Annotated in this window: 24 protein-coding genes and 1 other RNA gene; 21 read left to right on the top strand and 4 right to left on the bottom strand. The window is 60.0% G+C overall.

Features of this window, described 5'->3' with window-relative positions:
• The first annotated feature begins 80 nt into the window (after positions 1-80).
• The 7 genes from rplM (at position 81) to QMX98_RS08090 (ending at position 4,968) form a co-directional block, all read left to right on the top strand.
• A complete protein-coding gene (gene rplM / locus QMX98_RS08120; RefSeq protein WP_007905295.1) occupies positions 81-509 on the top strand; it encodes a 50S ribosomal protein L13 in 429 nt (142 codons plus the stop codon).
• Between the two features lie 14 nt (positions 510-523).
• Positions 524-916, top strand: a complete 393-nt coding sequence (rpsI, locus tag QMX98_RS08115) for a 30S ribosomal protein S9 (RefSeq protein ID WP_002555064.1) — start codon at positions 524-526, stop codon at positions 914-916.
• 267 nt (positions 917-1,183) lie between these two features.
• Positions 1,184-1,777, top strand: a complete 594-nt coding sequence (petA, locus tag QMX98_RS08110; protein WP_007905300.1) for a ubiquinol-cytochrome c reductase iron-sulfur subunit — start codon at positions 1,184-1,186, stop codon at positions 1,775-1,777.
• Positions 1,777-2,988, top strand: a complete 1,212-nt coding sequence (locus tag QMX98_RS08105) for a cytochrome bc complex cytochrome b subunit (RefSeq protein ID WP_010458153.1) — start codon at positions 1,777-1,779, stop codon at positions 2,986-2,988. The genes petA and QMX98_RS08105 overlap by 1 nt, the downstream gene beginning before the upstream one ends.
• Positions 2,988-3,770, top strand: coding sequence for a cytochrome c1 (locus tag QMX98_RS08100; protein ID WP_010458152.1), 783 nt, complete (start codon positions 2,988-2,990; stop codon positions 3,768-3,770). The genes QMX98_RS08105 and QMX98_RS08100 overlap by 1 nt, the downstream gene beginning before the upstream one ends.
• Positions 3,771-3,920: 150 nt before the next feature.
• A complete protein-coding gene (locus tag QMX98_RS08095) occupies positions 3,921-4,538 on the top strand; it encodes a glutathione S-transferase N-terminal domain-containing protein (RefSeq protein WP_007905304.1) in 618 nt (205 codons plus the stop codon).
• Positions 4,539-4,554: 16 nt separating this feature from the next.
• Positions 4,555-4,968, top strand: a complete 414-nt coding sequence (locus QMX98_RS08090) for a ClpXP protease specificity-enhancing factor (protein ID WP_282410533.1) — start codon at positions 4,555-4,557, stop codon at positions 4,966-4,968.
• Positions 4,969-5,066: 98 nt separating this feature from the next.
• Here QMX98_RS08090 and QMX98_RS08085 read toward each other — a convergent pair whose 3' ends face one another.
• From QMX98_RS08085 to QMX98_RS08070, 4 genes are all read right to left on the bottom strand, one after another.
• Complete coding sequence (locus QMX98_RS08085) at positions 5,067-5,645, bottom strand: BON domain-containing protein (RefSeq protein WP_010458144.1); 579 nt, start codon at positions 5,643-5,645, stop codon at positions 5,067-5,069.
• Complete coding sequence (locus QMX98_RS08080) at positions 5,642-6,235, bottom strand: phosphoheptose isomerase (RefSeq protein ID WP_008025961.1); 594 nt, start codon at positions 6,233-6,235, stop codon at positions 5,642-5,644. Before QMX98_RS08080 ends, QMX98_RS08085 begins: the two co-directional genes overlap by 4 nt.
• Positions 6,236-6,339: 104 nt before the next feature.
• The gene (locus QMX98_RS08075; RefSeq protein ID WP_007904371.1) at positions 6,340-6,702 is read right to left on the bottom strand and encodes a YraN family protein; all 363 of its coding nucleotides are present in this window, start codon (positions 6,700-6,702) and stop codon (positions 6,340-6,342) included.
• Entirely contained in the window at positions 6,702-8,513 is a 1,812-nt protein-coding gene (locus tag QMX98_RS08070; RefSeq protein ID WP_282410532.1) for a penicillin-binding protein activator, read from the bottom strand. Before QMX98_RS08070 ends, QMX98_RS08075 begins: the two co-directional genes overlap by 1 nt.
• 175 nt (positions 8,514-8,688) lie before the next feature.
• On the opposite strand from QMX98_RS08070, the gene rsmI reads away from it, so the two are divergent.
• The 14 genes from rsmI to QMX98_RS08000 all read left to right on the top strand — a co-directional run bounded on the left by rsmI (position 8,689) and on the right by QMX98_RS08000 (position 23,745).
• A complete protein-coding gene (rsmI, locus tag QMX98_RS08065) occupies positions 8,689-9,594 on the top strand; it encodes a 16S rRNA (cytidine(1402)-2'-O)-methyltransferase (protein ID WP_167362276.1) in 906 nt (301 codons plus the stop codon).
• 76 nt (positions 9,595-9,670) lie between these two features.
• Positions 9,671-10,024, top strand: an RNA gene (rnpB, locus tag QMX98_RS08060) — RNase P RNA component class A.
• A 355-nt stretch (positions 10,025-10,379) separates the two neighbouring features.
• On the top strand, positions 10,380-10,835 hold the full coding sequence (mraZ, locus tag QMX98_RS08055) for a division/cell wall cluster transcriptional repressor MraZ (protein ID WP_008025967.1): 456 nt from the start codon (positions 10,380-10,382) through the stop codon (positions 10,833-10,835).
• 2 nt (positions 10,836-10,837) lie between these two features.
• Positions 10,838-11,779, top strand: a complete 942-nt coding sequence (gene rsmH / locus QMX98_RS08050) for a 16S rRNA (cytosine(1402)-N(4))-methyltransferase RsmH (RefSeq protein ID WP_102593579.1) — start codon at positions 10,838-10,840, stop codon at positions 11,777-11,779.
• Complete coding sequence (gene ftsL / locus QMX98_RS08045) at positions 11,776-12,069, top strand: cell division protein FtsL (RefSeq protein WP_010458132.1); 294 nt, start codon at positions 11,776-11,778, stop codon at positions 12,067-12,069. Before rsmH ends, ftsL begins: the two co-directional genes overlap by 4 nt.
• On the top strand, positions 12,069-13,808 hold the full coding sequence (locus QMX98_RS08040) for a penicillin-binding protein 2 (protein ID WP_169857918.1): 1,740 nt from the start codon (positions 12,069-12,071) through the stop codon (positions 13,806-13,808). Before ftsL ends, QMX98_RS08040 begins: the two co-directional genes overlap by 1 nt.
• A complete protein-coding gene (locus tag QMX98_RS08035) occupies positions 13,808-15,271 on the top strand; it encodes a UDP-N-acetylmuramoyl-L-alanyl-D-glutamate--2,6-diaminopimelate ligase (protein ID WP_010458130.1) in 1,464 nt (487 codons plus the stop codon). Before QMX98_RS08040 ends, QMX98_RS08035 begins: the two co-directional genes overlap by 1 nt.
• Positions 15,264-16,631: a UDP-N-acetylmuramoyl-tripeptide--D-alanyl-D-alanine ligase gene (murF, locus tag QMX98_RS08030; protein ID WP_282410531.1), complete on the top strand. Its 1,368-nt coding sequence runs from the start codon at positions 15,264-15,266 to the stop codon at positions 16,629-16,631. Before QMX98_RS08035 ends, murF begins: the two co-directional genes overlap by 8 nt.
• A complete protein-coding gene (mraY, locus tag QMX98_RS08025) occupies positions 16,631-17,713 on the top strand; it encodes a phospho-N-acetylmuramoyl-pentapeptide-transferase (RefSeq protein WP_010458126.1) in 1,083 nt (360 codons plus the stop codon). Before murF ends, mraY begins: the two co-directional genes overlap by 1 nt.
• A 5-nt stretch (positions 17,714-17,718) precedes the next feature.
• Complete coding sequence (murD, locus tag QMX98_RS08020; RefSeq protein WP_083375775.1) at positions 17,719-19,065, top strand: UDP-N-acetylmuramoyl-L-alanine--D-glutamate ligase; 1,347 nt, start codon at positions 17,719-17,721, stop codon at positions 19,063-19,065.
• Between the two features lie 2 nt (positions 19,066-19,067).
• A complete protein-coding gene (gene ftsW / locus QMX98_RS08015; protein WP_169857919.1) occupies positions 19,068-20,279 on the top strand; it encodes a putative lipid II flippase FtsW in 1,212 nt (403 codons plus the stop codon).
• Positions 20,269-21,339: an undecaprenyldiphospho-muramoylpentapeptide beta-N-acetylglucosaminyltransferase gene (gene murG / locus QMX98_RS08010; protein WP_010458119.1), complete on the top strand. Its 1,071-nt coding sequence runs from the start codon at positions 20,269-20,271 to the stop codon at positions 21,337-21,339. The genes ftsW and murG overlap by 11 nt, the downstream gene beginning before the upstream one ends.
• On the top strand, positions 21,332-22,792 hold the full coding sequence (gene murC / locus QMX98_RS08005; RefSeq protein WP_077748991.1) for a UDP-N-acetylmuramate--L-alanine ligase: 1,461 nt from the start codon (positions 21,332-21,334) through the stop codon (positions 22,790-22,792). The genes murG and murC overlap by 8 nt, the downstream gene beginning before the upstream one ends.
• A complete protein-coding gene (locus QMX98_RS08000; RefSeq protein WP_010458115.1) occupies positions 22,789-23,745 on the top strand; it encodes a D-alanine--D-alanine ligase in 957 nt (318 codons plus the stop codon). Before murC ends, QMX98_RS08000 begins: the two co-directional genes overlap by 4 nt.
• Position 23,746: the final 1 nt, after the last annotated feature.

Below are 23,746 nucleotides of genomic sequence, written 5' to 3'. Positions count from 1 at the left end.
TGCCTTTGACTTGTCAAAGTACGCACTATTCAGTAAGATCCGCCGTCTAATTTACAGGGCGGCCCCTGAGGCTATAAAGAATGAAAACTTTTACTGCTAAACCGGAAACAGTACAGCGCGACTGGTTTGTCGTCGACGCTGCAGGTCAGACCCTGGGTCGTCTGGCCACCGAAATCGCGAGCCGTCTGCGTGGCAAGCATAAAGCTGAGTACACTCCTCACGTTGACACCGGCGATTACATCGTCGTTATCAATGCCGAGCAGATTCGTGTAACCGGTGCTAAAACCACCGACAAGATCTACTACTCCCACTCCGGTTTCCCGGGCGGCATCAAGTCGATCAACTTTGAAAAGCTGATCGCCAAAGCCCCTGAGCGCGTGATCGAGACCGCGGTCAAAGGCATGCTGCCTAAGAACCCGCTGGGTCGCGACATGTATCGTAAGCTGAAAGTCTATGCGGGCGCTGTACACCCTCATACTGCTCAGCAGCCCCAAGAACTGAAGTTTTAACGGAATAGTTCATTATGTCGGCGACTCAAAATTACGGCACTGGCCGTCGCAAGACCGCAACCGCACGCGTTTTCCTGCGTCCGGGTACTGGTAACATCTCGATCAACAACCGCTCCCTGGATAATTTCTTCGGTCGCGAAACTGCCCGCATGGTAGTTCGTCAGCCGCTGGAATTGACCGAGACAGTTGAAAAGTTCGACATCTACGTCACCGTTATCGGTGGCGGTGTAAGTGGTCAAGCTGGCGCAATCCGCCACGGTATCACTCGCGCTCTGATGCAGTACGACGAAACCCTGCGTGGCGCTCTGCGCAAAGCTGGCTTCGTTACTCGCGATGCTCGTGAAGTTGAACGTAAGAAAGTTGGTCTGCGTAAAGCGCGTAAGCGTCCGCAGTACTCGAAGCGTTAATTCGCTTTCGCGTTCAAAAAGAACGCCCAGTTTCCTCGCGAAGCTGGGCGTTTTTTTATGGGCGCGATTTATCAAAGAATTGCGCTGTGACAACTTGCCACAGCCGTAGAAGCCCTATACTGCAAGGCTTGGCAGTGAAGCCCCTCGGTAATTACCTTGTCAGAATTGGGGCTTTTCATTACCATTCGGCAAAATTTTTATAAGTTCAGATTTTTACTTAGTAGACGCCTGATTTAACAGGCCACAAAGCTGATGGGAGAGGACTGAATGAGCAATGACGGCGTGAATGCAGGCCGGCGTCGCTTCTTGGTAGCAGCCACATCCGTGGTGGGTGCTGCAGGAGCGGTGGGGGCTGCGGTCCCGTTCGTGGGGTCATGGTTTCCCAGTGCCAAGGCGAAAGCCGCAGGTGCACCGGTGAAAGTGAATGTCAGCAAAATCGAACCAGGTCAGCAGATGATTGCTGAGTGGCGCGGTCAGCCGGTGTTCATTGTCCGCCGTACCGAGGAAATCCTGGGGAATCTGAAAAAGATCGAGGGCCAGCTGTCTGACCCGACCTCCAAGAACTCGACACAACCGACCTATGTCGACCCGGAAACGCGTTCGATCAAGCCAGAAGTTCTGCTGCTGATCGGTATCTGCACGCACCTGGGTTGCTCGCCGACCTTCCGTCCAGAAGTGGCACCTGCGGATCTGGGCAAGGACTGGGTAGGTGGTTATTTCTGCCCTTGCCACGGTTCCCACTACGATCTGGCTGGCCGCGTCTACAAGTCGCAACCTGCGCCTTTGAACCTGCCAGTTCCCCCGCATTCCTATGAGACCGATGACATCATTGTCATTGGCGTCGATACGGAGAAAGCGTGATGAGCAAGTTCATGGATTGGGTTGATGCACGCTTTCCCGCGACCAAAATGTGGGAAGACCATCTCAGCAAGTACTACGCCCCGAAGAACTTCAACTTCTTCTATTTCTTTGGCTCCCTGGCGCTGCTCGTTCTGGTCAACCAGATCGTTACCGGTGTCTGGTTGACCATGAGCTACACGCCATCGGCGGAAGAAGCGTTTGCTTCCGTTGAATACATCATGCGCGACGTCGAGTACGGCTCGATCCTGCGTATGTTGCATGCCGTCGGCGCTTCGATGTTCTTTATCGTGGTTTATCTGCACATGTTCCGTGGCTTGCTCTACGGTTCGTACCAGAAGCCGCGTGAGCTGGTGTGGGTCTTCGGCATGCTGATTTACCTGGCGCTGATGGCTGAGGCCTTCATGGGTTACCTGCTGCCGTGGGGCCAGATGTCCTACTGGGGCGCCCAGGTGATTATCTCGCTGTTCGGTGCGATCCCGGTCATCGGTAACGACCTGACCCAGTGGATCCGTGGTGACTACCTGATTTCCGGTATTACCCTGAACCGCTTCTTCGCCCTGCACGTCGTGGCCCTGCCGATCGTGATTCTCGGTCTGGTGGTGCTGCACGTCCTGGCGCTGCACGAAGTCGGTTCGAACAACCCGGACGGCGTCGACATCAAGAAACACAAAGACGAAAACGGCGTACCGCTGGACGGCATTGCCTTCCACCCGTATTACACCGTGAAAGATATCGTCGGCGTGGTGGTGTTCCTGTTCATCTTCTGCTCGATCGTGTTCTTCTTCCCGGAAATGGGCGGTTACTTCCTCGAGAAGCCGAACTTTGAAGTGGCGAACGCCTTCAAGACCCCTGAGCACATCGCTCCGGTCTGGTACTTCACACCGTTCTACGCGATTCTGCGGGCAGTTCCGGACAAGCTCCTGGGCGTTATCGCCATGGGCGCGGCCATCGCTGTGCTGTTCGTCCTGCCGTGGCTGGATCGCAGCCCCGTCAAGTCGATGCGCTACAAAGGCTGGCTGAGCAAAATCTGGCTGGTGGTGTTCTGCGTCTCGTTCGTGATCCTCGGCGTTCTGGGTGTTCTGGCTCCGACGCCGGGTCGTACGCTGCTGTCGCAGGTATGTACCTTCCTGTACTTCGCCTACTTCATTCTGATGCCTTTCTACACCAGGCTCGAGAAGACCAAACCGGTTCCGGAAAGGGTGACTGGCTGATGAAAAAGCTATTTGCTGTACTGATTCTTGCTGCCATGCCTGTGTTGTCCTTCGCGTCGACGGCCGGTGCTCCTGAACTGGAAAAGGTCGATATCGACGTTTCTGACAAAGCGGCCATGCAGGACGGCGCGCGTACGTTCGCCAACTACTGCATGGGTTGCCACAGCGCCAAGTTCCAGCGCTACGAGCGTGTCGCCGATGACCTGGGCATCCCGCATGACCTGATGCTCTCGAAGCTGGTGTTCACTGGCGCCAAGATTGGCGACCACATGAGCATCGGCATGCAGCCGGCTGACGCCAAGACCTGGTTTGGCGCCGCACCGCCTGACCTGACTCTGGTAGCGCGTGTTCGTGGTACGGACTGGCTTTATGGTTACCTGAAGTCCTTCTACGAAGATCCGTCGCGTCCTTGGGGTGTGAACAACAAGGTTTTCCCGAACGTGGGCATGCCTAACGTCCTGGTTGGCCTGCAAGGTCGTCAGGTTGTCGGTTGCAAGCAGGTTCCGATCGTCGAAGACGGCAAGAAGCAATATGATCCGCTGACCGGTAACGCGCTGACACATGAAGCGTGCGATCAGCTGACCATCGTGCCGAAGAGCGGTGCTCTGACCGAACAGCAGTTCGATGAGAAGGTCAAGAATCTGGTAACCTTCCTGGCTTACTCGGCTAACCCGGTTAAGCTGGAGCATCAGCGCATCGGTACCTATGTGTTGCTGTACCTGGCGTTCTTCTTCGTATTCGCTTACTTGCTCAAGCGTGAATACTGGAAAGACGTCCATTGATAAAGCTGTAAGCAATTGCTGTTAATCGCACGCGCCCAGGGGCGTCTCTGAAGGTGTAACGAGTCTGGCAAGCCAGACGTTACGGGAGGCGTCCTCTGGGCGCGTGCGTTTTTCCGCTTCCGATAATTTCAACAAGCGAGGAGGACCGCCATGGGCGTGACCAATCGGTTGGCCTGTTACTCCGACCCCGCCGACCACTATTCCCACCGAGTGCGCATCGTACTTGCAGAGAAGGGTGTCAGCGCAGAGATCATTTACGTGGAAGCTGGTCGCCAGCCGCCTAAACTGATTGAAGTGAACCCTTACGGAAGTCTGCCCACCCTGGTCGATCGTGACCTGGCGTTGTGGGAGTCGACCGTGGTGATGGAATATCTGGATGAGCGTTACCCGCACCCGCCCTTGCTGCCGGTTTATCCTGTGGCGCGTGCCAACAGCCGTCTGCTGATCCATCGTATTCAGCGTGACTGGTGTGGTCTGGTGGATCTGATCCTGGATTCGCGGACCAAGGAAGCCGCCCGCGTCGTGGCTCGTAAAGAGTTGCGTGAAAGCCTGACTGGCGTGTCGCCGTTGTTTGCCGACAAGCCGTTTTTCCTCAGCGAGGAACAAAGTCTGGTGGATTGCTGCCTATTGCCAATACTCTGGCGTTTGCCGATTCTGGGTATTGAACTGCCGCGGCCTGCCAAGCCGTTGCTTGATTACATGGAGCGCTCGTTTGCGCGTGAGGCTTTCCAGGCGAGTCTGTCTGGTGTCGAACGCGATATGCGCTAAGGCTTAAGGAGCCGCTATGAACTCCAGTCGACCTTATCTGGTCCGCGCGCTCTATGAGTGGATTGTGGACAACGATTGCACCCCGCACATGCTGGTCAATTCCGAGTATCCATCGGTGCAGGTGCCTCAGGGTTTTGCCAGTGACGGACAGATTGTCCTGAACGTATCGCCGGCTGCCGTGCGTCATCTGCACATGGACAACGAAGCGGTCAGCTTCGAAGGGCGCTTCGGTGGCGTGCCGCACACTCTGTACGTGCCTATCGCATCGATCCTGGGTATTTACGCCCGGGAGAATGGTCAGGGCATGGTGTTCGATCTGGAATCGCCTATGGAGGACGTGGACGATATCGAGCCGGATGATGACATTCCGCCGCCCGACAGCGAACCACCGCGTCCCAGCGGTCGACCCAGTTTGAAAGTGGTGAAATAAAAAAGGGTGATCCGCAAGGATCACCCTTTTTTATTTCATGTAGGCGCCAGACTTGCCGGCGAAGGCGTCTTTAAGAGCACCATCGCCGATAAGCCATATCAGTCAATGTACTCAAACAACTTCACAATCTTCTGCACGCCTGAAACGCTTTGCACCAGATTGGTAGCCTGCGCCGCTTCCTGCTTGGTCAGCAGGCCCAGCAGATAAACGATGCCGTTCTCGGTGACGACCTTGATGCGCGAACCCGGGATGTTCGGGTCGGTGAGCATCTGGGTTTTGATCTTGGAGGTCAGCCAGGTGTCGTTCTGACGGGCAAGGAAACCGGAGGGCGGCAGGACCTGCAGTTCGTTATGCACCTTCTTCACGCGCTGGACCGCGGCGGCAGCCTGTTCGGCCTTGGCCTTGAGCTCGGCAGTCGGTGTTTGCCCGGCGAGCAGCACGACGCCGTTGAAGCTGGTGACGACGATGTGCGAATCGTTGTCCAGGGCAGGATCGGCCTTGGCGACGTTGACGCCGACCTTGGTGTCGATCAGGGAGTCATCGATCTTGCTGCCGAAGGTGCGCGTACCGCGGTCATCTTCAATGGGGGCTTCACGGCTGGCTTTAACCACCGAAGTGCAGCCGCTGATGCCGAGGCACAGGGTCAAGGCCAGAAGGCCTAGGCGATTAGGGGTCATTCTTCACTCCCGAACAGTTGGCTGTCGATCAAATCGCAAAGGCAATGGATCGCCAGCAGGTGGACTTCCTGAATACGTGCGGTGACGTTGGCCGGTACGCGAATCTCGACGTCCTCGGGTAATAGCAACGACGCCATGCCGCCGCCATCGCGACCAGTCAATGCTACGACAATCATTTCGCGATCATGTGCGGCCTGGATCGCTTGAATAATGTTCGCCGAGTTACCGCTGGTGGAAATCGCCAGCAATACGTCACCCGGTTGGCCCAGCGCGCGGATCTGTTTGGAGAAAATTTCGTTGTAGCTGTAGTCATTGGCGATCGAGGTGATCGTCGAGCTGTCGGTGGTCAGCGCAATGGCGGGCAGGCTCGGACGTTCGCGCTCGAAGCGGTTGAGCAGCTCGGACGAAAAGTGCTGGGCATCACCGGCGGAGCCGCCGTTGCCGCAGGAAAGCATTTTGCCCTCATTGAGCAGGGCGTTGACCATCACCTGGCTGGCTTGCTCGATGTGCGGTGCAAGTACGTCCATCGCCATTTGCTTGGTGTCGATACTGGCCTGAAAAAGCTGGCGAATTCGGGATTGCATGTCCATCTGTGTGACCTTAATTAGCGCGGCTACTCGGCACATGAATGTGCAGCCCGCAAAGCAAAGAGCAAAAGTGTTGGGTAAAGGTGTCCGCTTCGGGGCGCAGGCGATCAGCTATCGAAGGCATTCTGCAACCAGTTCAACTGATCGAGGTTGCTGTCGATGGCAACCACGTCGAAGCGGCAGGGGGAATTGGCCCAACGCGACTCGCGCTGAAGAAAATACTGCGCGGCGAAAATCAGTTTCTGCCGTTTGCGCCCATCGATGCTGTCGAGCGCGCCACCCCACTGGGTGTTTTTTCTATAGCGGACTTCAACGAATACTACTGTATCGCCATCAAGCATGACCAGATCAAGCTCGCCGCGTTTACACAACCAGTTCTGCGCCAGCAGGCGCAGACCTTGTTGTTGAAGATGCTCGAGCGCATGGCGCTCGGCATCTTTACCGCTTTGCTGGCGTGACCTGTCAGGCATCAGCGTGAGGTATCCGGCAGGCGTTGAACCTGACCGCTGACGAACTGTGCCCAAGGCAACTGGCGCACCACGCGCTGGTTTTGAGTCATGCCCAGGCTGCCCGACTGACCTTCAATACGGCTGTCCGGCAGTGCCTTGAGTTGCCCCAGTCGCGGTGCCAGGCGATAGGCGTCAACGCCCATTGCGTAGAGGCGGCCGAGGCTGCCGGCGGCTTGCGGCCATTGTGCGGTGACCTGTTTGCGCAGCGGATCATTGGCGTCCAGCAACCACGGGGTTTCGCAGAAGCGGATGCCGTTCATGTCGTTGTACTGGTTCACGTCGCCGCTGGCACTGAACACGTGGGAGGTGGCGTAAACCGGCACGTCGCCCGCGTACTGGAAGTTCAAGGTCGGTTTGATCTGCTGGGCCTGTTGCGGAGTGGCAGCCAGGAAGATGAACTCGATGTCCTGACGGCGCGAAGGCTGGGCTGCTATCTGCGAGCCGACGGTGCTTTGCAGGCTCTTGGCGCGACCTTCGCTCTGGCGCAGCTGGAACATGTCGGCAATCTGCTGGGCCAGTTGAACCGGTTGGTCAACGCGCTCGGTCGCGACAATGCTGCCACCGTTGGCTTGCCAGTCCTGGCTGAATGCGCGCAACACGCGATCGCCCCATTCGCCTTTCGGCACCATGATGGCGGCGCGATGCAGGCCGTCGGCGCGAGCGCGACGAGACACTTCACGGGCTTCGTCTTCAGCGGCCAGACCAAACTGGAACAGCTGGGCCGGACCTTGTTCACCTTCGCTGTAGTTCAGCGCCAGGGTGGTGATCGGCAGTTGCGGGCGAGCACTGAGCTGTTTGACCAGTGGCTTTTCCAGCGGACCGACCACCAGTTGCACGCCATCGGCCTGGGCCTTGCGATAGAACTCGTCCATCGAAGTCAGTTTCGAGCTGTCATAGAACTCAATGGCAGGCGGCTTCTGCCCGGCTTGTTGAGCCTGGTAGTGCGCAGCCATGAAGCCTTCGCGCAGAGCTTTGCCGACCGAGGCCAGCGGGCCGTCTTGCGGCAGCAGCAGGGCGATCTTGCTCAGGGGCTGGCTGGCCAGTTCCTTGAGCTTGGTCAGTGGCAGAGGCAACTGAATGGCAGCCGGGTGCTTAGGGTTCTGGGCGCGCCAGTTGTCAATCGCGGCTTGCTGCTGTTCCAGGGTTCCGGCGGTTTTCACCGCCAGTGCCAGGCCTATCCAGCCGCCGAGGTCATCATTGGTGGTGGGCTGCAGTTGATCGGTTGGCAGCGAGGCGATCAGGGTCCAGATCGCTTCGTGGTTTTTGGCGGCGGCTTCACCTTCGAGCATGGGTGCGATGAAAATGCGCTCCCGTGCGGCGGCCAGCGTCTGTCCGTCGGCCTCAAGGGCGCGAGCATGGACAGTGCCGGTGCGAACCTGTTGCTCGACCGGCAACTCGCTCAGGCGTTGCAGGCTCGGATGGCTCAAGGCAGTCAACGCCGCCTTGGGCTGATTGCGCGCCATGGCCAGTTCAGCCCCCAGGGTGCTGGCGAAGACCTGTTGGCCGGGCTTGAGTTGTTCCACCGGAACCTGTTGCAGGATTTGCGCGGACTGGCCGGCATTGCCCTGACGATAGGCCAGGTCGGCCGCGCTCAGGCGCAGCAACGCAGCTTTTTCCGGGTCCTTGCTTTGAGCGGCCTGTTCGAGCAGCTGCTCGATACTGGCGTCAGGGGTCCGTGGAAGTTCGCCAAGGCTGGAGGAGGGCGAGCTGGCGCAAGCCGCCAGCAAGGCAGCGAGGCAGAGGGCAGTGAACAGCCGCAGGCAAGCGATCATGTAGTGTTCCTGATACTCGATCAAATTAGCGTGGAATTGTACCCAAGCACTGGCCGGGGCGCGATGTTACTGGCGTGAATCGATCAATTTAGCTCGTACAAATGTTGCAGCGCTGCACAAACGCCTGAAAAACCCGAGGAGGGCGGGGCGATCGCAAGCGCCGCTACGCGCTACAATGTCGCCTTTTACCGATCATGAGGTGTGCGCTTTGACTGCTCCAGGTGCTTTGAATTCCGCTGCTGGCTCGCTTTATGTGGTGGCGACGCCCATCGGCAACCTGGACGACATCAGTGCGCGTGCGCTGAAGATCCTGCGCGACGTCGCGTTGATTGCCGCCGAAGACACCCGTCACTCACAGCGCCTGATGCAGCATTTCGGCATTCCCACGCCGCTGGCCGCGTGCCATGAGCACAACGAGCGCGACGAGGGTAGCCGCTTTATCACGCGATTGCTGGCGGGGGATGATGTGGCGCTGATCTCCGATGCTGGCACGCCGCTGATTTCCGATCCGGGTTATCACCTGGTGCGTCAGGCTCGTGCCGCCGGGATCAATGTGGTGCCGGTTCCGGGTGCCTGTGCATTGATCGCGGCATTGTCGGCGGCGGGGCTGCCGTCGGACCGTTTCATTTTCGAAGGCTTCCTGCCGGCCAAGGCCGTTGGTCGTCGTGCTCGTCTTGAACTGGTCAAGGAAGAGCCGCGCACACTGATTTTCTATGAGGCGCCGCATCGCATCCTTGAGTGCCTGCAAGACATGGAGCTGGTGTTCGGTCCTGAACGTCCGGCGTTGTTGGCCCGTGAAATCACCAAAACCTTCGAAACCCTCAAAGGCCTGCCGCTGGCCGAGCTGCGTGAGTTCGTCGAGTCGGACAGCAATCAGCAGCGTGGCGAGTGTGTGGTGTTGGTGGCGGGCTGGTCTGTACCCGAGACCGAGGACGCGGTCAGCAGTGAGGCCATGCGCATCCTCAATCTGTTGCTTGAAGAGATGCCGCTCAAGCGTGCGGCGGCATTGGCGGCGCAAATTACCGGTGAGCGCAAGAATGTGCTCTATCAGGTGGCGCTGGATAAACAGAAGGGCGAGTAAAAACCCGACGCGCAGGAGCAGCCAAAGGCGTTTAGCGCTTGTTCTTCGGCCGCTCTGCCGTTAACCTTCGCGGCGGAGAGTCGATTGGACAGTCGCTGCCCTCTATGAAAATTAGGGGGGGGAGGAAAGTCCGGGCTCCATAGGGCGAAGTGCCAGGTAATGCCTGGGAGGCGTGAGCCTACGGAAAGTGCCACAGAAAATAACCGCCTAAGCGCTTCGGCGCCGGTAAGGGTGAAAAGGTGCGGTAAGAGCGCACCGCACGTCTGGCAACAGTTCGTGGCTAGGTAAACCCCACTTGGAGCAAGACCAAATAGGGTCCCAAGGCGTGGCCCGCGCTGGGACCGGGTAGGTTGCTAAAGATGTCCAGTGATGGCCATCGTAGACGAATGACTGTTCAAGACAGAACCCGGCTTACAGATCGACTCTCCACCTTTTTCTCCTCCCTGCTTTAATCATTTAAGCAGGGCGCTGGTAGTAGCATTTTCCCTCCTTCCAGAATCGTTGCCAGAACACTTTCGTAATACCGAAAAAATCTTACTCTTAACAAACTACTTTAACTTTCGAACGCAGCCTTCTGTGCTGATTCAAGTTATTGGGCAAATTCAGCCGTCAGATTGTCGTTACCCCTCCGTTTACCCTCCTAAATCTCAGTTCTGTAAGGCTTTTCCTTTAAACCGCGCCTTGACGGTGCGGTGGCCGCATTCCTATAGTGTGCGCAAGTGGCGGAAAGTGGCATGAAGTGGGTTTTTTGAGCGTAAAACGCTAATATTTGGAGAAACGCTGACGTGTTTCGCGGAGCTAACGCTATCAGTCTCGACGCAAAGGGCCGTCTCGCTATGCCGAGCCGGTACCGTGACGAGCTCGTTTCGCGTAGTTCCGGTCAACTGATCGTCACAATTGATGCCGTTGATCCGTGTTTGTGTGTTTACCCCCTCGATGAGTGGGAAATTATCGAAACCAAACTGCGCGCACTGCCTTCGCTTCGCGAAGAGAACCGCCGCCTGCAACGTTTGCTGATTGGTAATGCCGTCGACCTCGAGCTCGATGGCAGTGGTCGTTTTCTGGTTCCGCCGCGTCTTCGTGAATATGCCAGGTTGGATAAGCGCGCGATGTTGGTAGGCCAACTGAACAAGTTCCAATTGTGGGACGAGGATGCCTGGGATGCGGTTTCTGCCGCTGACCTGGCTGCTATTCAACAACCGGGCGCCATGCCTGATGAACTGCGTGATTTGATCCTGTGACTATTGATAGCGGCTTTAACCACATCACCGTACTGCTTGACGAAGCCGTGGAGGCTCTCGCCGTACGTCCTGATGGCTGCTATCTGGACGGTACGTTCGGGCGCGGCGGGCACAGTCGGTTGATCCTCAGCCAGCTCGGCCCCGATGGTCGGGTCCTCGGATTCGACAAAGATCCTCAAGCGATTGCCACCGGGCAAACGCTAGCGGCCGAAGACGGCCGCTTTGTCGTTGTACAACGCAGCTTTGCCGAGCTGGGTTCGGAAGTGGCCGAACGTGGCCTGCACGGCAAGGTCAGCGGCGTGTTGCTCGACCTGGGCGTGTCTTCGCCACAGCTCGACGACCCTGAGCGCGGCTTCAGTTTCCTCAATGATGGCCCGCTGGACATGCGCATGGACCCGTCCCGCGGGATCAGCGCTGCCGAATTCGTCAACACCGCACCGGTGGAAGAAATCGCCCGCGTATTCAAGGAATACGGCGAAGAGCGTTTCTCCGGCCGCATGGCCCGTGCCGTAGCCGAGCGTCGCGACATCAAGCCGTTCGAGCGCACGGCCGACCTGGCTGAAGTCCTGAAAGTCGCCAACCCGGCATGGGAAAAGGGCAAGAACCCTGCCACCCGTGCGTTCCAGGGCCTGCGTATTCACGTCAACAACGAACTGGGCGACCTGGAAGCCGGCCTCGAAGCCGCACTGGACTGCCTGGAGATCGGCGGCCGTCTGGTCGTCATCAGCTTCCACTCGCTGGAAGACCGCATCGTCAAACTGTTCATGCGCAAGCTGGTAAAAGGCGAAGCCGACAACCTGCCGCGCAACCTGCCGGTCCGTCACGTCGCGTTCGAACCGATCATCAAAATCCATGGCAAAGCGCAGTCCGCCTCCGAGGCCGAACTCAAAGCCAACCCACGTTCCCGGAGCGCTGTCATGCGCGTCGCGGAGAAGCTGCGGTGAGCAAGCTTTTCGCCAAGCCTCTTCCCGGCGGAAGCTTTTTCATGCTGCTGCTGTTTATTGGCGTGCTCGTGTCGGCCATCGGCGTGTCGTACAGCGCCCACTGGAACCGTCAGTTGCTGAACTCGCTGTACGCCGAGTTGAGCGTGCGCGACAAGGCGCAGGCGGAGTGGGGCCGGTTGATTCTCGAGCAGAGCACCTGGACTGCGCACAGCCGTATCGAAGTGCTGGCCACCGAGCAACTGAAGATGCGCATTCCCGGCGCCGCTGAAGTGCAGATGGTGGCGCCATGATGAAACTCGAAGGCGCACTGTTCCCATGGCGTTTCCGCCTGGTGCTGGGCTTGCTCGGCATCATGGTCGCGGCGATTTGTTGGCGTATCATCGACCTGCAAGTCGTCGACCGTGCCTTCCTTAAAGGTCAGGGCGATGCGCGCAGCGTTCGTCACATTCCGATTCCGGCTCACCGTGGTCTGATCACCGACCGTAACGGCGAGCCTTTGGCCGTGAGTACCCCGGTCACCACACTGTGGGCGAACGCCAAGGAAATGCAGCTGGCCAAAGAGAAATGGCCAGCCCTGGCGGCCGCGCTGGGCCAAGACCCTAAAGCCCTGGCCGAGCGTCTCGAAGCCCAGGCCAACAAAGAATTCATCTACCTGGTGCGCGGGCTGACTCCCGAGCAAGGCCAGTCCGTGCTCGACCTGAAAGTGCCGGGTGTCTACGGCATCGAAGAGTTCCGGCGTTTCTACCCGGCCGGTGAAGTCACCGCGCACATGGTCGGCTTTACCGACATCGATGACCACGGTCGTGAAGGGGTCGAACTGGCCTACGACGAATGGCTGGCCGGCGTCCCCGGCAAGCGACAGGTCATCAAGGATCGGCGTGGCCGACTTATCAAGGATGTCCAGGTCACCAAAAACGCCAAGGCCGGCAAGCCCTTGGCGTTGTCCATTGACCTGCGTCTGCAATACCTGGCCAACCGCGAGCTGCGTAACGCGATCATCGAGAACGGTGCCAAGGCCGGCAGCCTGGTGATCATGGACGTGAAGACCGGTGAGATCCTCGCCATGGTCAACCAGCCGACCTACAACCCGAACAACCGTCGCAACCTGCAACCGGCGATGATGCGCAACCGCGCCATGATCGACGTGTTCGAGCCGGGTTCGACCATGAAAGCCATTTCCATGAGTGCCGCGATCGAAACCGGGCGCTGGAAACCGAGCGACACCGTCGAGGTGTACCCGGGCACTTTGCAGATTGGTAAATACACCATCAAGGACGTCTCCAAGTCCGAAGGCCCGGTGCTTGACCTGACCGGCATCCTGATCAACTCCAGTAACGTCGGCATGAGTAAGGTCGCGTTCGATATCGGCGGCGAAACCATCTTCCGCCTCGCGCAGAAAGTCGGCCTCGGCCAGGACACCGGTCTCGGCTTCCCGGGCGAACGCGTCGGCAACCTGCCGAACTACCGCGAATGGCGCAAGGCTGAAACCGCCACGCTGTCCTACGGCTACGGTATTTCCGTGACCGCGATCCAGCTGGTCCACGCCTTCTCGGCCCTGGCCAACAACGGTCGTCTCGCACCGCTGACCCTGATCAAAACCGACAAACCAGCGCAAACCACGCAAGTGCTGCCGGAAGCCGTCGCGAAAACCATGCAGACCATGCTGACTCAGGTGATCGAAGCCCCGCGCGGTGTATTCCGTGCGCAAGTGCCGGCGTATCACGTGGGCGGCAAGTCGGGTACTGCGCGCAAGACGTCGGTGGGCACCAAAGGCTACGCCGAGAATTCCTACCGCTCGCTGTTCGCCGGCTTCGGCCCGATGAGCGATCCGCGCTACGCAATCGTGGTGGTGATCGATGAACCGACCAAAGCCGGTTACTACGGTGGTCTGGTATCGGCCCCGGTGTTCAGCAAAGTGATGTCCGGGACGCTGCGCCTGATGAACATCACCCCGGACAACCTGCCACCGACGCAAACCGCTAACGCCACACCGGTCGTTCCACTGAAAGCCAATGGAGGGCGCGGCTAATGTCTTTGAGCCTGAACAAGATTTTCGCCCACGCCGGCCGCGATCTGTTGATCCGCGAGCTGACCCTGGACAGCCGTAACGTGCGGGCTGGCGATCTGTTTCTCGCCGTTCCTGGCGGCAAGCTCGACGGGCGCGCGCACATCGCCGATGCCTTGCAACGCGGTGCTGCTGCCGTGGCTTACGAAGTCGAAGGCGCTACCGTTTTGCCGATCACCGACGTGCCGCTGATTCCGGTCAAAGGCTTGGCGGCGCAGCTGTCGGACATCGCCGGTCGCTTTTATGGCGACCCGAGCCGGCACCTGAACCTGGTTGGCGTGACCGGCACCAACGGCAAGACCAGCGTCACGCAATTGGTTGCACAAGCCCTGGATTTGCTCGGCCAGCATTGCGGCATTGTCGGCACCCTGGGTACCGGCTTCTACGGTGCACTGGAAAGTGGCCTGCACACCACGCCGAACCCGATCGCCGTGCAAGCGACCATGGCTGACCTGAAAAAGGCCGGCGCCAAAGCCGTCGCCATGGAAGTGTCTTCCCACGGCCTGGACCAAGGCCGCGTGACCGCGCTGGCATTCGATGTGGCGGTGATGACCAACCTGTCCCGCGATCACCTCGATTACCACGGCACCATGCAAGCCTACGGCGAAGCCAAGGCCAAGCTGTTTGCCTGGAATGATTTGAAGTGCCGGGTGATCAATCTCGACGACGAGTTCGGCCGCCAACTGGCTGCGGACAAACGTGAGTCGCGCCTTATTACCTACAGCCTGGAAGATGCCAGCGCTTACCTGTATTGCCGTGAAGCGCAGTTCGATGACGAAGGCGTGCGCGCCACGCTGGTCACGCCGCAGGGCGAACACCATTTGCGCAGCACCTTGCTCGGTCGTTTCAACCTGAGCAACGTGCTGGCCGCCGTCGGCGCCTTGCTCGGCCTGGACTACGCGCTGGACGAAATCCTCAAGGTCCTGCCGAAACTCGAAGGCCCGGCCGGTCGCATGCAACGCTTGGGCGGCGGCACTCAGCCGCTGGTGGTCGTCGATTACGCCCACACCCCGGACGCGCTGGAAAAAGTCTTGATGGCCCTGCGTCCACACGCCAAAGGCCGTTTGTTGTGCCTGTTTGGCTGTGGCGGCGATCGCGATCGCGGCAAGCGTCCGCTGATGGCCGAAGTGGTCGAACGTCTGGCCGACGGTGTGCTGGTCACCGATGACAACCCTCGCACCGAAGATCCTTCGTTGATTTTCGATGACATCCGCGCCGGTTTCACCGCTGTGGATAAAGTCACCTTTGTCGCTGGCCGTGGGCAGGCGATTGCCCAGTTGATCGCCAGTGCTTCGGCGGATGACGTGATTGTCCTGGCCGGTAAAGGTCACGAGGACTATCAGGAAATCAACGGCGAGCGTCACGCTTTCTCCGATCTGGTCGAGGCCGATCACGCCTTGACCGCATGGGAGGTGGCCCATGCTTAAAGCGTTGAAACTGAGTGAGCTGACTGGCGCACTGAATGCACGATTGATCGCAGCCGATGCCACGTTCGATGGCGTCAGCATCGACAGCCGCGCGATCAAACCGGGCCAACTGTTTATTGCCCTGACTGGTCCGCGCTTCGACGGTCATGACTATTTGAACGACGTTGCCAGCAAAGGCGCGGTTGCCGCTCTGGTCGAGCGCGAAGTCGCCGATAGCGCGCTGCCGCAATTGCTGGTCAAGGACACCCGCCAGGCGTTGGGCCAACTGGGCGCGATGAACCGTGCCGCGTTTACCAACCCGGTCGCGGCGATCACCGGTTCCAGCGGCAAAACCACGGTCAAGGAAATGCTCGCCAGCATCCTGCGCACGCGCGGTCCGGTCCTGGCGACCCGTGGCAACCTGAACAACGACCTCGGCGTCCCGCTGACCCTGCTCGAACTCGCGCCGGAACATACCTCCGCCGTTATTGAACTTGGTGCGTCGCGTCTCGGCGAAATTGCCTACACCGTCGGCATGACCAAGCCGCACGTGGCCGTGCTCAACAACGCCGGGACCGCCCACGTCGGCGAGTTTGGCGGGCCGGAAAAAATCGTTGAAGCCAAGGGCGAGATCATTGAAGGGCTGGAGGCCGATGGCGTCGCTGTGCTCAATCTTGACGACAAGGCGTTCGGCATCTGGAAGGCCCGTGCGGCCGGTCGCAAAGTCCTGACATTCGCCCTGAACAACCCAAGCGCCGACTTCTATGCCAGCGACCTGGATCGCGATGCGCGCGGTTGCCCGGCCTTCAACCTGCACAGTCCTGAAGGAGTGGAGCGCGTTCAACTGAACCTGCTCGGCACTCATAACGTTACCAATGCCATGGCCGCCGCCGCTGCCGCACACGCCTTGGGCGTGTCGCTGTTCGGCATCGCCACCGGCCTCGGCGCGGTGCAACCGGTCAAGGGCCGCACCGTCGCGCAACTGGCCAGCAATGGCATGCGCGTGATCGATGACACGTACAACGCGAACCCCACCTCCATGTGCGCCGCCGTTGATATACTCGCCGGCTTTTCCGGCCGCACCGTTCTGGTGCTCGGAGATATCGGCGAACTGGGCGATTGGGCAGAGCAGGGGCACCGCGATGTGGGTGAGTACGCCCGCGGCAAGGTTTCCGCGCTTTACGCCGTTGGGCCACTGATGGCTCACGCCGTGAACGCTTTCGGTCCACAGGCCTTTCACTTCAGCACTCAGGCTGAGCTGATCAAGGCCTTGGGCGCCGAGCAAGACACAAACACCACCATTTTGATCAAGGGCTCGCGCAGCGCTGCGATGGAAAATATTGTCGCCGCTTTGTGCGGGTCCAGTCTGGAGAAACATTAATGCTGCTGCTGCTAGCGGAGTATCTGCAACAGTTCTACAAAGGCTTCGCGGTCTTTCAGTACCTGACCCTGCGCGGGATCCTCGGTGTGCTGACCGCGCTGGTTTTGTCGCTGTGCTATGGCCCGTGGATGATCCGCACTTTGCAGAACCGTCAGATCGGTCAATCCGTTCGCCACGACGGTCCACAATCGCACTTGTCCAAGTCGGGCACCCCGACGATGGGCGGTGCACTGATCCTGTCGTCCATCGGCGTCAGCACCTTGCTCTGGGCTGACCTGAGCAACCGTTATGTCTGGACCGTGTTGCTGGTGACGTTGCTGTTCGGCGCTATCGGCTGGGTCGACGACTATCGCAAAGTGATCGAGAAAAACTCCAAAGGCCTTCCGAGCCGCTGGAAATATTTCTGGCAGTCGGTGTTCGGCCTGGGCGCAGCGATCTTCCTTTATATGACCGCTGCGACGCCGGTGGAAACGACCCTGATCCTGCCGATGCTCAAGGACTACAGCATTCCGCTGGGCATAGGCTTCGTCGTTCTGACCTATTTCGTGATCGTCGGCTCGAGCAACGCGGTCAACCTGACCGACGGCCTCGACGGTCTGGCGATCATGCCGACGGTGATGGTCGGCGGCGGTCTTGGCATCTTCTGCTACCTGTCCGGTAACGTGAAATTCGCTGAATACCTGCTGATTCCGTATGTGCCGGGCGCCGGTGAGTTGATCGTGTTCTGCGGTGCCTTGATCGGTGCGGGCCTCGGTTTCCTCTGGTTCAACACCTATCCGGCGCAGGTCTTCATGGGCGACGTCGGCGCGCTGGCGCTGGGCGCGGCCCTGGGCACCATCGCGGTAATCGTCCGTCAGGAAATCGTCCTGTTCATCATGGGCGGCGTGTTCGTGATGGAAACCCTGTCCGTGGTTATCCAGGTTGCTTCTTTCAAGCTGACCGGTCGCCGTGTGTTTCGCATGGCACCCATTCACCACCATTTTGAACTCAAGGGCTGGCCCGAGCCGCGTGTGATCGTCCGTTTCTGGATCATCACCGTGATTCTCGTACTGGTCGGCCTTGCCACCCTGAAGCTGAGGTAGAACGAGTGTCTCTGATCGCTTCTGACCACTTCCGCATCGTTGTCGGCCTCGGCAAGAGCGGCATGTCCCTGGTTCGCTTCCTGGCGAACCGGGGCACGTCGTTTGCTGTGGCCGATACGCGGGAAAATCCACCGGAACTGGCCACGCTCAAGCGTGACTATCCGCACGTGGAAGTGCGTTGTGGCGAGCTGGACGTCGAGTTCCTGTGCCGTGCCGACGAACTCTACGTGAGCCCCGGCCTGGCGCTGGCGACTCCGGCCCTGCAGGCTGCCGCCGCCCGTGGCGTGAAATTGTCCGGTGATATCGAGCTGTTCGCGCGTAACGCGAAGGCGCCGATTGTCGCCATCAGCGGCTCCAACGCGAAAAGCACTGTCACCACCCTGGTCGGCGAGATGGCGGTGGCGGCGGGCAAGCGTGTCGCTGTCGGTGGCAACCTCGGTACGCCGGCGCTGGATTTGCTCAGCGACGACGTCGAGTTGTACGTGATGGAGTTGTCGAGCTTCCAGCTCGAAACCACCGATCAACTCAACGCCGAAGTGGCGACCGTGCTCAACGTCAGTGAAGACCACATGGACCGCTACAGCGGTCTGCCGGCCTATCACCTGGCCAAGCACCGGATCTTCCGTGGCGCGAAACAGTTTGTGGTCAACCGTCAGGACGCCCTGAGCCGTCCGCTGATGGGCGAGGGCCAGCCTTGCTGGACCTTCGGTTTGAGCAAGCCCGATTTCAAGGCTTTCGGTATCCGCGAAGAAGACGGCGAGAAGTACCTGGCCTTCGAATTCCAGAACCTGATGCCGGTGCGCGAGTTGAAAATTCGTGGCGCCCACAACCAGTCCAACGCGTTGGCAGCATTGGCCCTGGGCCATGCCGTCGGCCTGCCGTTCGACGCCATGCTCTCGAGCCTGCGCACCTTCGCCGGGTTGGAACATCGTTGCCAGTGGGTTCGTGAGCTGGACGGCGTGAGCTATTACAACGATTCCAAAGCCACCAACGTCGGTGCCGCACTGGCGGCCATCGAAGGCCTGGGTGCGGACATCGACGGCAAACTCGTGCTGATCGCCGGTGGCGATGGCAAGGGTGCCGAATTCAAGGATTTGCGTGACCCGGTGGCAGCCAATTGCCGCGCCGTGGTCCTGATGGGCCGTGACTCCGACTTGATCGGCCAGGCCATCGGCGATGCCGTGCCGCTGATTCGCGTCGGTTCGCTGGATGAAGCGGTTGCCCAATGCCGCGCCATCGCCGAACCGGGTGACGCCGTGCTGCTGTCGCCCGCCTGCGCCAGTTTCGACATGTTCAAGAATTACGAAGACCGTGGTCACCAGTTCGTCCGCGCCGTGGAGGATCTGGTATGAGCCTGATGAACATCATCAAGCCTTATCCGTCGCCGATCATCACCGGACGCGGGATCGACCTCGACTTCCCGATGCTCGCCGGTTGCCTGGCCTTGATCGGTCTCGGGCTGGTGATGATTGCCTCGGCGTCGACCGAAGTGGCGGCCGTGCAGTCGGGCAGTGCCCTGTACTACATGATTCGCCACTTGATCTACATCGTGCTGGGCCTGGGTGCCTGCGTCGTCACCATGATGATTCCGATCGCCACCTGGCAGCGCCTGGGCTGGCTGATGCTGCTCGGCGCATTCGGTTTGCTGGTGATGGTGATCATCCCGGGGATCGGCCGTGAAGTGAACGGTTCGATGCGCTGGATCGGTTTCAGTTTCTTCAACGTCCAGCCATCCGAGATCGCCAAGGTATTCGTGGTGATCTACCTCGCCGGTTATCTGGTGCGTCGCCAGAAAGAAGTGCGGGAAAGCTGGATGGGCTTTTTCAAGCCGTTCATCGTGCTGCTGCCCATGGCCGGTCTGTTGCTGATGGAACCGGACTTCGGCGCCACCGTTGTCATGATGGGAGCGGCGGCGGCGATGCTGTTCCTCGGCGGGGTCGGACTGTTCCGTTTCTCCTTGATGGTGGTCCTGGCGGTCGGGGCGGTGGTGCTGTTGATTCAAGTTCAGCCGTATCGAATGGCGCGTCTGACCAACTTTGCCGATCCATGGGCCGACCAGTTCGGTGCCGGCTATCAGTTGTCGCAGGCGTTGATCGCGTTTGGTCGCGGCGAATGGCTGGGCGTTGGCCTGGGCAACAGCGTGCAGAAACAGTTCTACCTGCCGGAAGCCCACACCGACTTCGTGTTCTCAGTCCTTGCCGAAGAGCTGGGTGCCGTGGGTTCCTTGTGCACGGTGGCGTTGTTCGTCTTTGTTTGCGTGCGTGGCATGTACATCGGCTATTGGGCCGAGAAGGCCAAGCAATTCTTCGCCGCCTACATCGCTTATGGCCTGTCGTTCCTGTGGATCGGCCAGTTCCTGATCAACATCGGGGTGAACGTCGGCCTGTTGCCGACCAAAGGCCTGACCCTGCCGTTCCTCAGTTATGGCGGCAGTTCGTTGGTGATTTGCGGTGCCTGTCTCGGCTTGTTGTTGCGCATCGAGTGGGAGAGTCGAACCCACCTGGGCAGCGAAGAGATGGAGTTCCATGAGAGCGACTTCGCCGAGGAGCCGACCCATGGGCGCTAACGTCTTGATCATGGCGGGCGGTACCGGTGGCCACGTGTTCCCGGCGCTGGCGTGCGCCCGCGAATTCCAGGCCCGCGGTTACACCGTGCACTGGCTCGGAACACCGCGCGGGATCGAGAACGACCTGGTGCCGATGGCCGGTATCGAGCTGCATCGGATCAACGCCACCGGTCTGCGCGGCAAGGGCAAGTTGTCCCTGCTCAAGGCGCCGTTCATGGTGCTTAAATCCGTCTGGCAGGCGCGGGCGATCATTCGTCAGCTGCGGCCAGTGTGTGTGGTCGGCTTCGGTGGTTATGTGACCGGCCCCGGTGGCGTTGCAGCCAAACTGGCCGGCGTGCCGGTGATCGTTCATGAACAGAACGCCGTGGCCGGTACCGCCAATCGGTTGCTGGTGCCGTTGGCCGCCCGAGTCTGTGAAGCGTTCCCCGACACCTTTACCCTGTCGGACAGCCGTCGGACCACCGGTAACCCGGTGCGCACCGAGCTGTTCCTCGAAACACAGCGCCCCGCCCTGGCGGGTCGCAAGGCGCGTTTGCTGATTCTGGGCGGAAGCCTGGGCGCAGAGCCGTTGAACAAGTTGCTGCCTGAAGCCCTGTCGCAAGTCGCCCCCGACCTGCGCCCGGAAGTGTTTCATCAGGCCGGCAAAAACCACGATGAAGTGACTGCAGAGCGCTATCGCGCGGCTGGCGTCGAGGCGCAAGTGCAGCCTTTCATCAAAGACATGGCCCAAGCCTATGGCTGGGCCGACCTGGTGGTGTGCCGCGCAGGCGCATTGACCATCAGTGAGCTGGCTGCCGCCGGTCTGCCCTCGATGCTGGTGCCATTGCCCCACGCGATCGACGATCACCAGACCCGCAACGCCGATTATTTGGCCCGTGAAGGCGCTGCCTTCCTGATGCCGCAAAGAACGACTGGCGCAGCGGATCTTGCCGCACGCCTGACAGAGGTCCTGATGCAACCACAACGACTCAACGACATGGCCACTGCGGCACGCCGCCTGGCCAAACCCGATGCCACCCGTAACGTGGTCGATACCTGCCTGGAGGTGGCCCATGGTTGAGAAGCAGAAAGCCATGCCGCAACCGGAAATGCGCCGAATCCGTCGCATCCACTTCGTCGGCATCGGCGGCGTGGGCATGTGCGGCATCGCCGAAGTGTTGTTGAACCTGGGCTATGAAGTGTCCGGTTCCGACCTGAAAGCTTCGCCTGTGACCGAGCGTCTCGAGTCTTTTGGCGCGCACATCTTTATCGGTCACCGTGCTGAAAACGCCGCTGCCGCTGACGTGCTGGTGGTATCCAGCGCCGTGAACACGTCCAACCCGGAAGTCGCCACCGCGCTGGAACGTCGCATCCCTGTGGTGCCACGCGCAGAAATGCTGGCCGAGCTGATGCGCTATCGCCACGGCATCGCCGTCGCCGGTACGCACGGCAAAACCACCACCACCAGCCTGATCGCTTCGGTGTTCGCGGCCGGTGGCCTGGACCCGACGTTCGTCATCGGTGGCCGCCTGAATGCCGCGGGCACCAATGCCCAGCTTGGCACCAGCCGCTACCTGATCGCCGAAGCCGACGAAAGCGACGCCAGTTTCCTGCACTTGCAGCCGCTGGTGGCCGTGGTCACCAACATCGACGCCGACCACATGGCGACCTATGACGGTGACTTCAACAAACTGAAGAAAACCTTCGTCGAGTTCCTCCACAACCTGCCGTTCTACGGTCTGGCGGTGGTGTGCCTGGACGATCCGGTGGTGCGTGAAATCCTGCCGCTGGTGAAACGCCCGACGGTCACCTATGGCTTCGGCGATGACTGCGACGTGCGCGCCATCAATGTGCGCCAGCAAGGCATGCAGACCTTCTTTACCGTACTGCGCCCTGATCGCGAGCCGCTGGATGTCTCGGTGAACATGCCGGGTAACCACAACGTGCTGAACGCGCTGGCCACCATCTGCATCGCCACCGACGAGGGCGTCAGCGATGAAGCCATCGTCCAGGGCCTGTCCGGCTTCCAGGGTGTCGGTCGACGCTTCCAGGTCTACGGCGAACTGCCGGTCGATGGCGGCAACGTCATGCTGGTCGATGATTACGGTCACCACCCGACCGAAGTCGCGGCCGTGATCCAGGCCGTCCGCGGTGGCTGGCCGGAGCGCCGTCTGGTGATGGTTTACCAGCCGCACCGTTACAGCCGTACCCGCGACCTGTACGACGATTTCGTCAATGTACTGGCCGATGCCAACGTCTTGCTGCTGATGGAAGTCTACCCGGCCGGTGAAGAACCGATTCCGGGCGCCGACAGCCGCAAGCTGTGCAACAGCATTCGTCAGCGCGGTCAGCTCGACCCGATCTACATCGAGCGCGGAGTCGACCTCGCGCCACTGGTCAAGCCGCTGCTGCGTGCCGGCGACATACTGCTGTGCCAGGGCGCCGGTGATATCGGTGGTCTCGCCCCGAAACTGTTGGCCAGTCCGCTATTTGCGGGTGCTGTTGCCGCGCCGACTGTGGGGAAGTTGAAATGACTGCTGCCTACGCCAACCTCGTCTCCACGGTCGCGCCGAAAGACTTCGGCCGCGTCGCCGTGCTGTTCGGCGGCAAGAGTGCCGAGCGTGAGGTGTCCCTGAAGTCGGGCAACGCGGTACTCGACGCGCTGCTGAGCGCCGGTGTGGATGCGTTCGGCCTCGATGTGGGCGATGACCTGCTGCAGCGTTTGCTGAACGAAAAGATCGACCGCGCCTTCGTCATCCTCCACGGTCGTGGCGGTGAAGACGGCAGCATGCAGGGCCTGCTCGAATGCCTGGGTATTCCCTACACCGGCAGCGGCATTTTGGCTTCGGCACTGGCCATGGACAAGCTGCGGACCAAACAGGTCTGGCACAGCCTCGGCATCCCGACGCCACGTCACGCGGTACTGAGCTCTGAGGCTGATTGTATTTCGGCAGCGACGGAACTGGGCTTCCCTTTGATCGTCAAACCGGCCCATGAAGGTTCAAGTATCGGGATGGCCAAAGTGACGTCCGCGTCGGAATTGATCGACGCCTGGAAAGCGGCCAGTACCTACGATTCGCAAGTGTTGGTCGAGCAATGGATTCAAGGTCCGGAGTTCACCATCGCCACCCTGCGTGACCAGGTGTTGCCACCGATTGCCCTGGGCACCACGCACAGCTTCTACGACTACGACGCCAAGTACGTGGCTTCCGATACTCAGTACCGGATCCCGTGTGGCCTGGACAGCACCAAGGAAAAAGAATTGATGGACCTCACGGCGAAAGCCTGTGAGGCGCTGGGTATCGCCGGTTGGGGCAGGGCAGACGTGATGCAGGACGCCGACGGGCAGTTCTGGTTCCTCGAAGTCAACACCGCACCGGGCATGACCGATCACAGCCTGGTGCCGATGGCGGCCCGTGCCGCCGGTCTGGATTTCCAGCAACTGGTTCTGGCGATTCTGGCCGCAAGTATCGAGGCGCGGGGTTAAG

The sequence above is a fragment of the Pseudomonas sp. PS02303 genome, assembly GCF_029959925.1.
In the GTDB taxonomy this organism is placed as follows: Bacteria; Pseudomonadota; Gammaproteobacteria; order Pseudomonadales; family Pseudomonadaceae; genus Aquipseudomonas; species Aquipseudomonas mandelii.
This window is presented reverse-complemented; position numbering and strand designations above follow the sequence as displayed.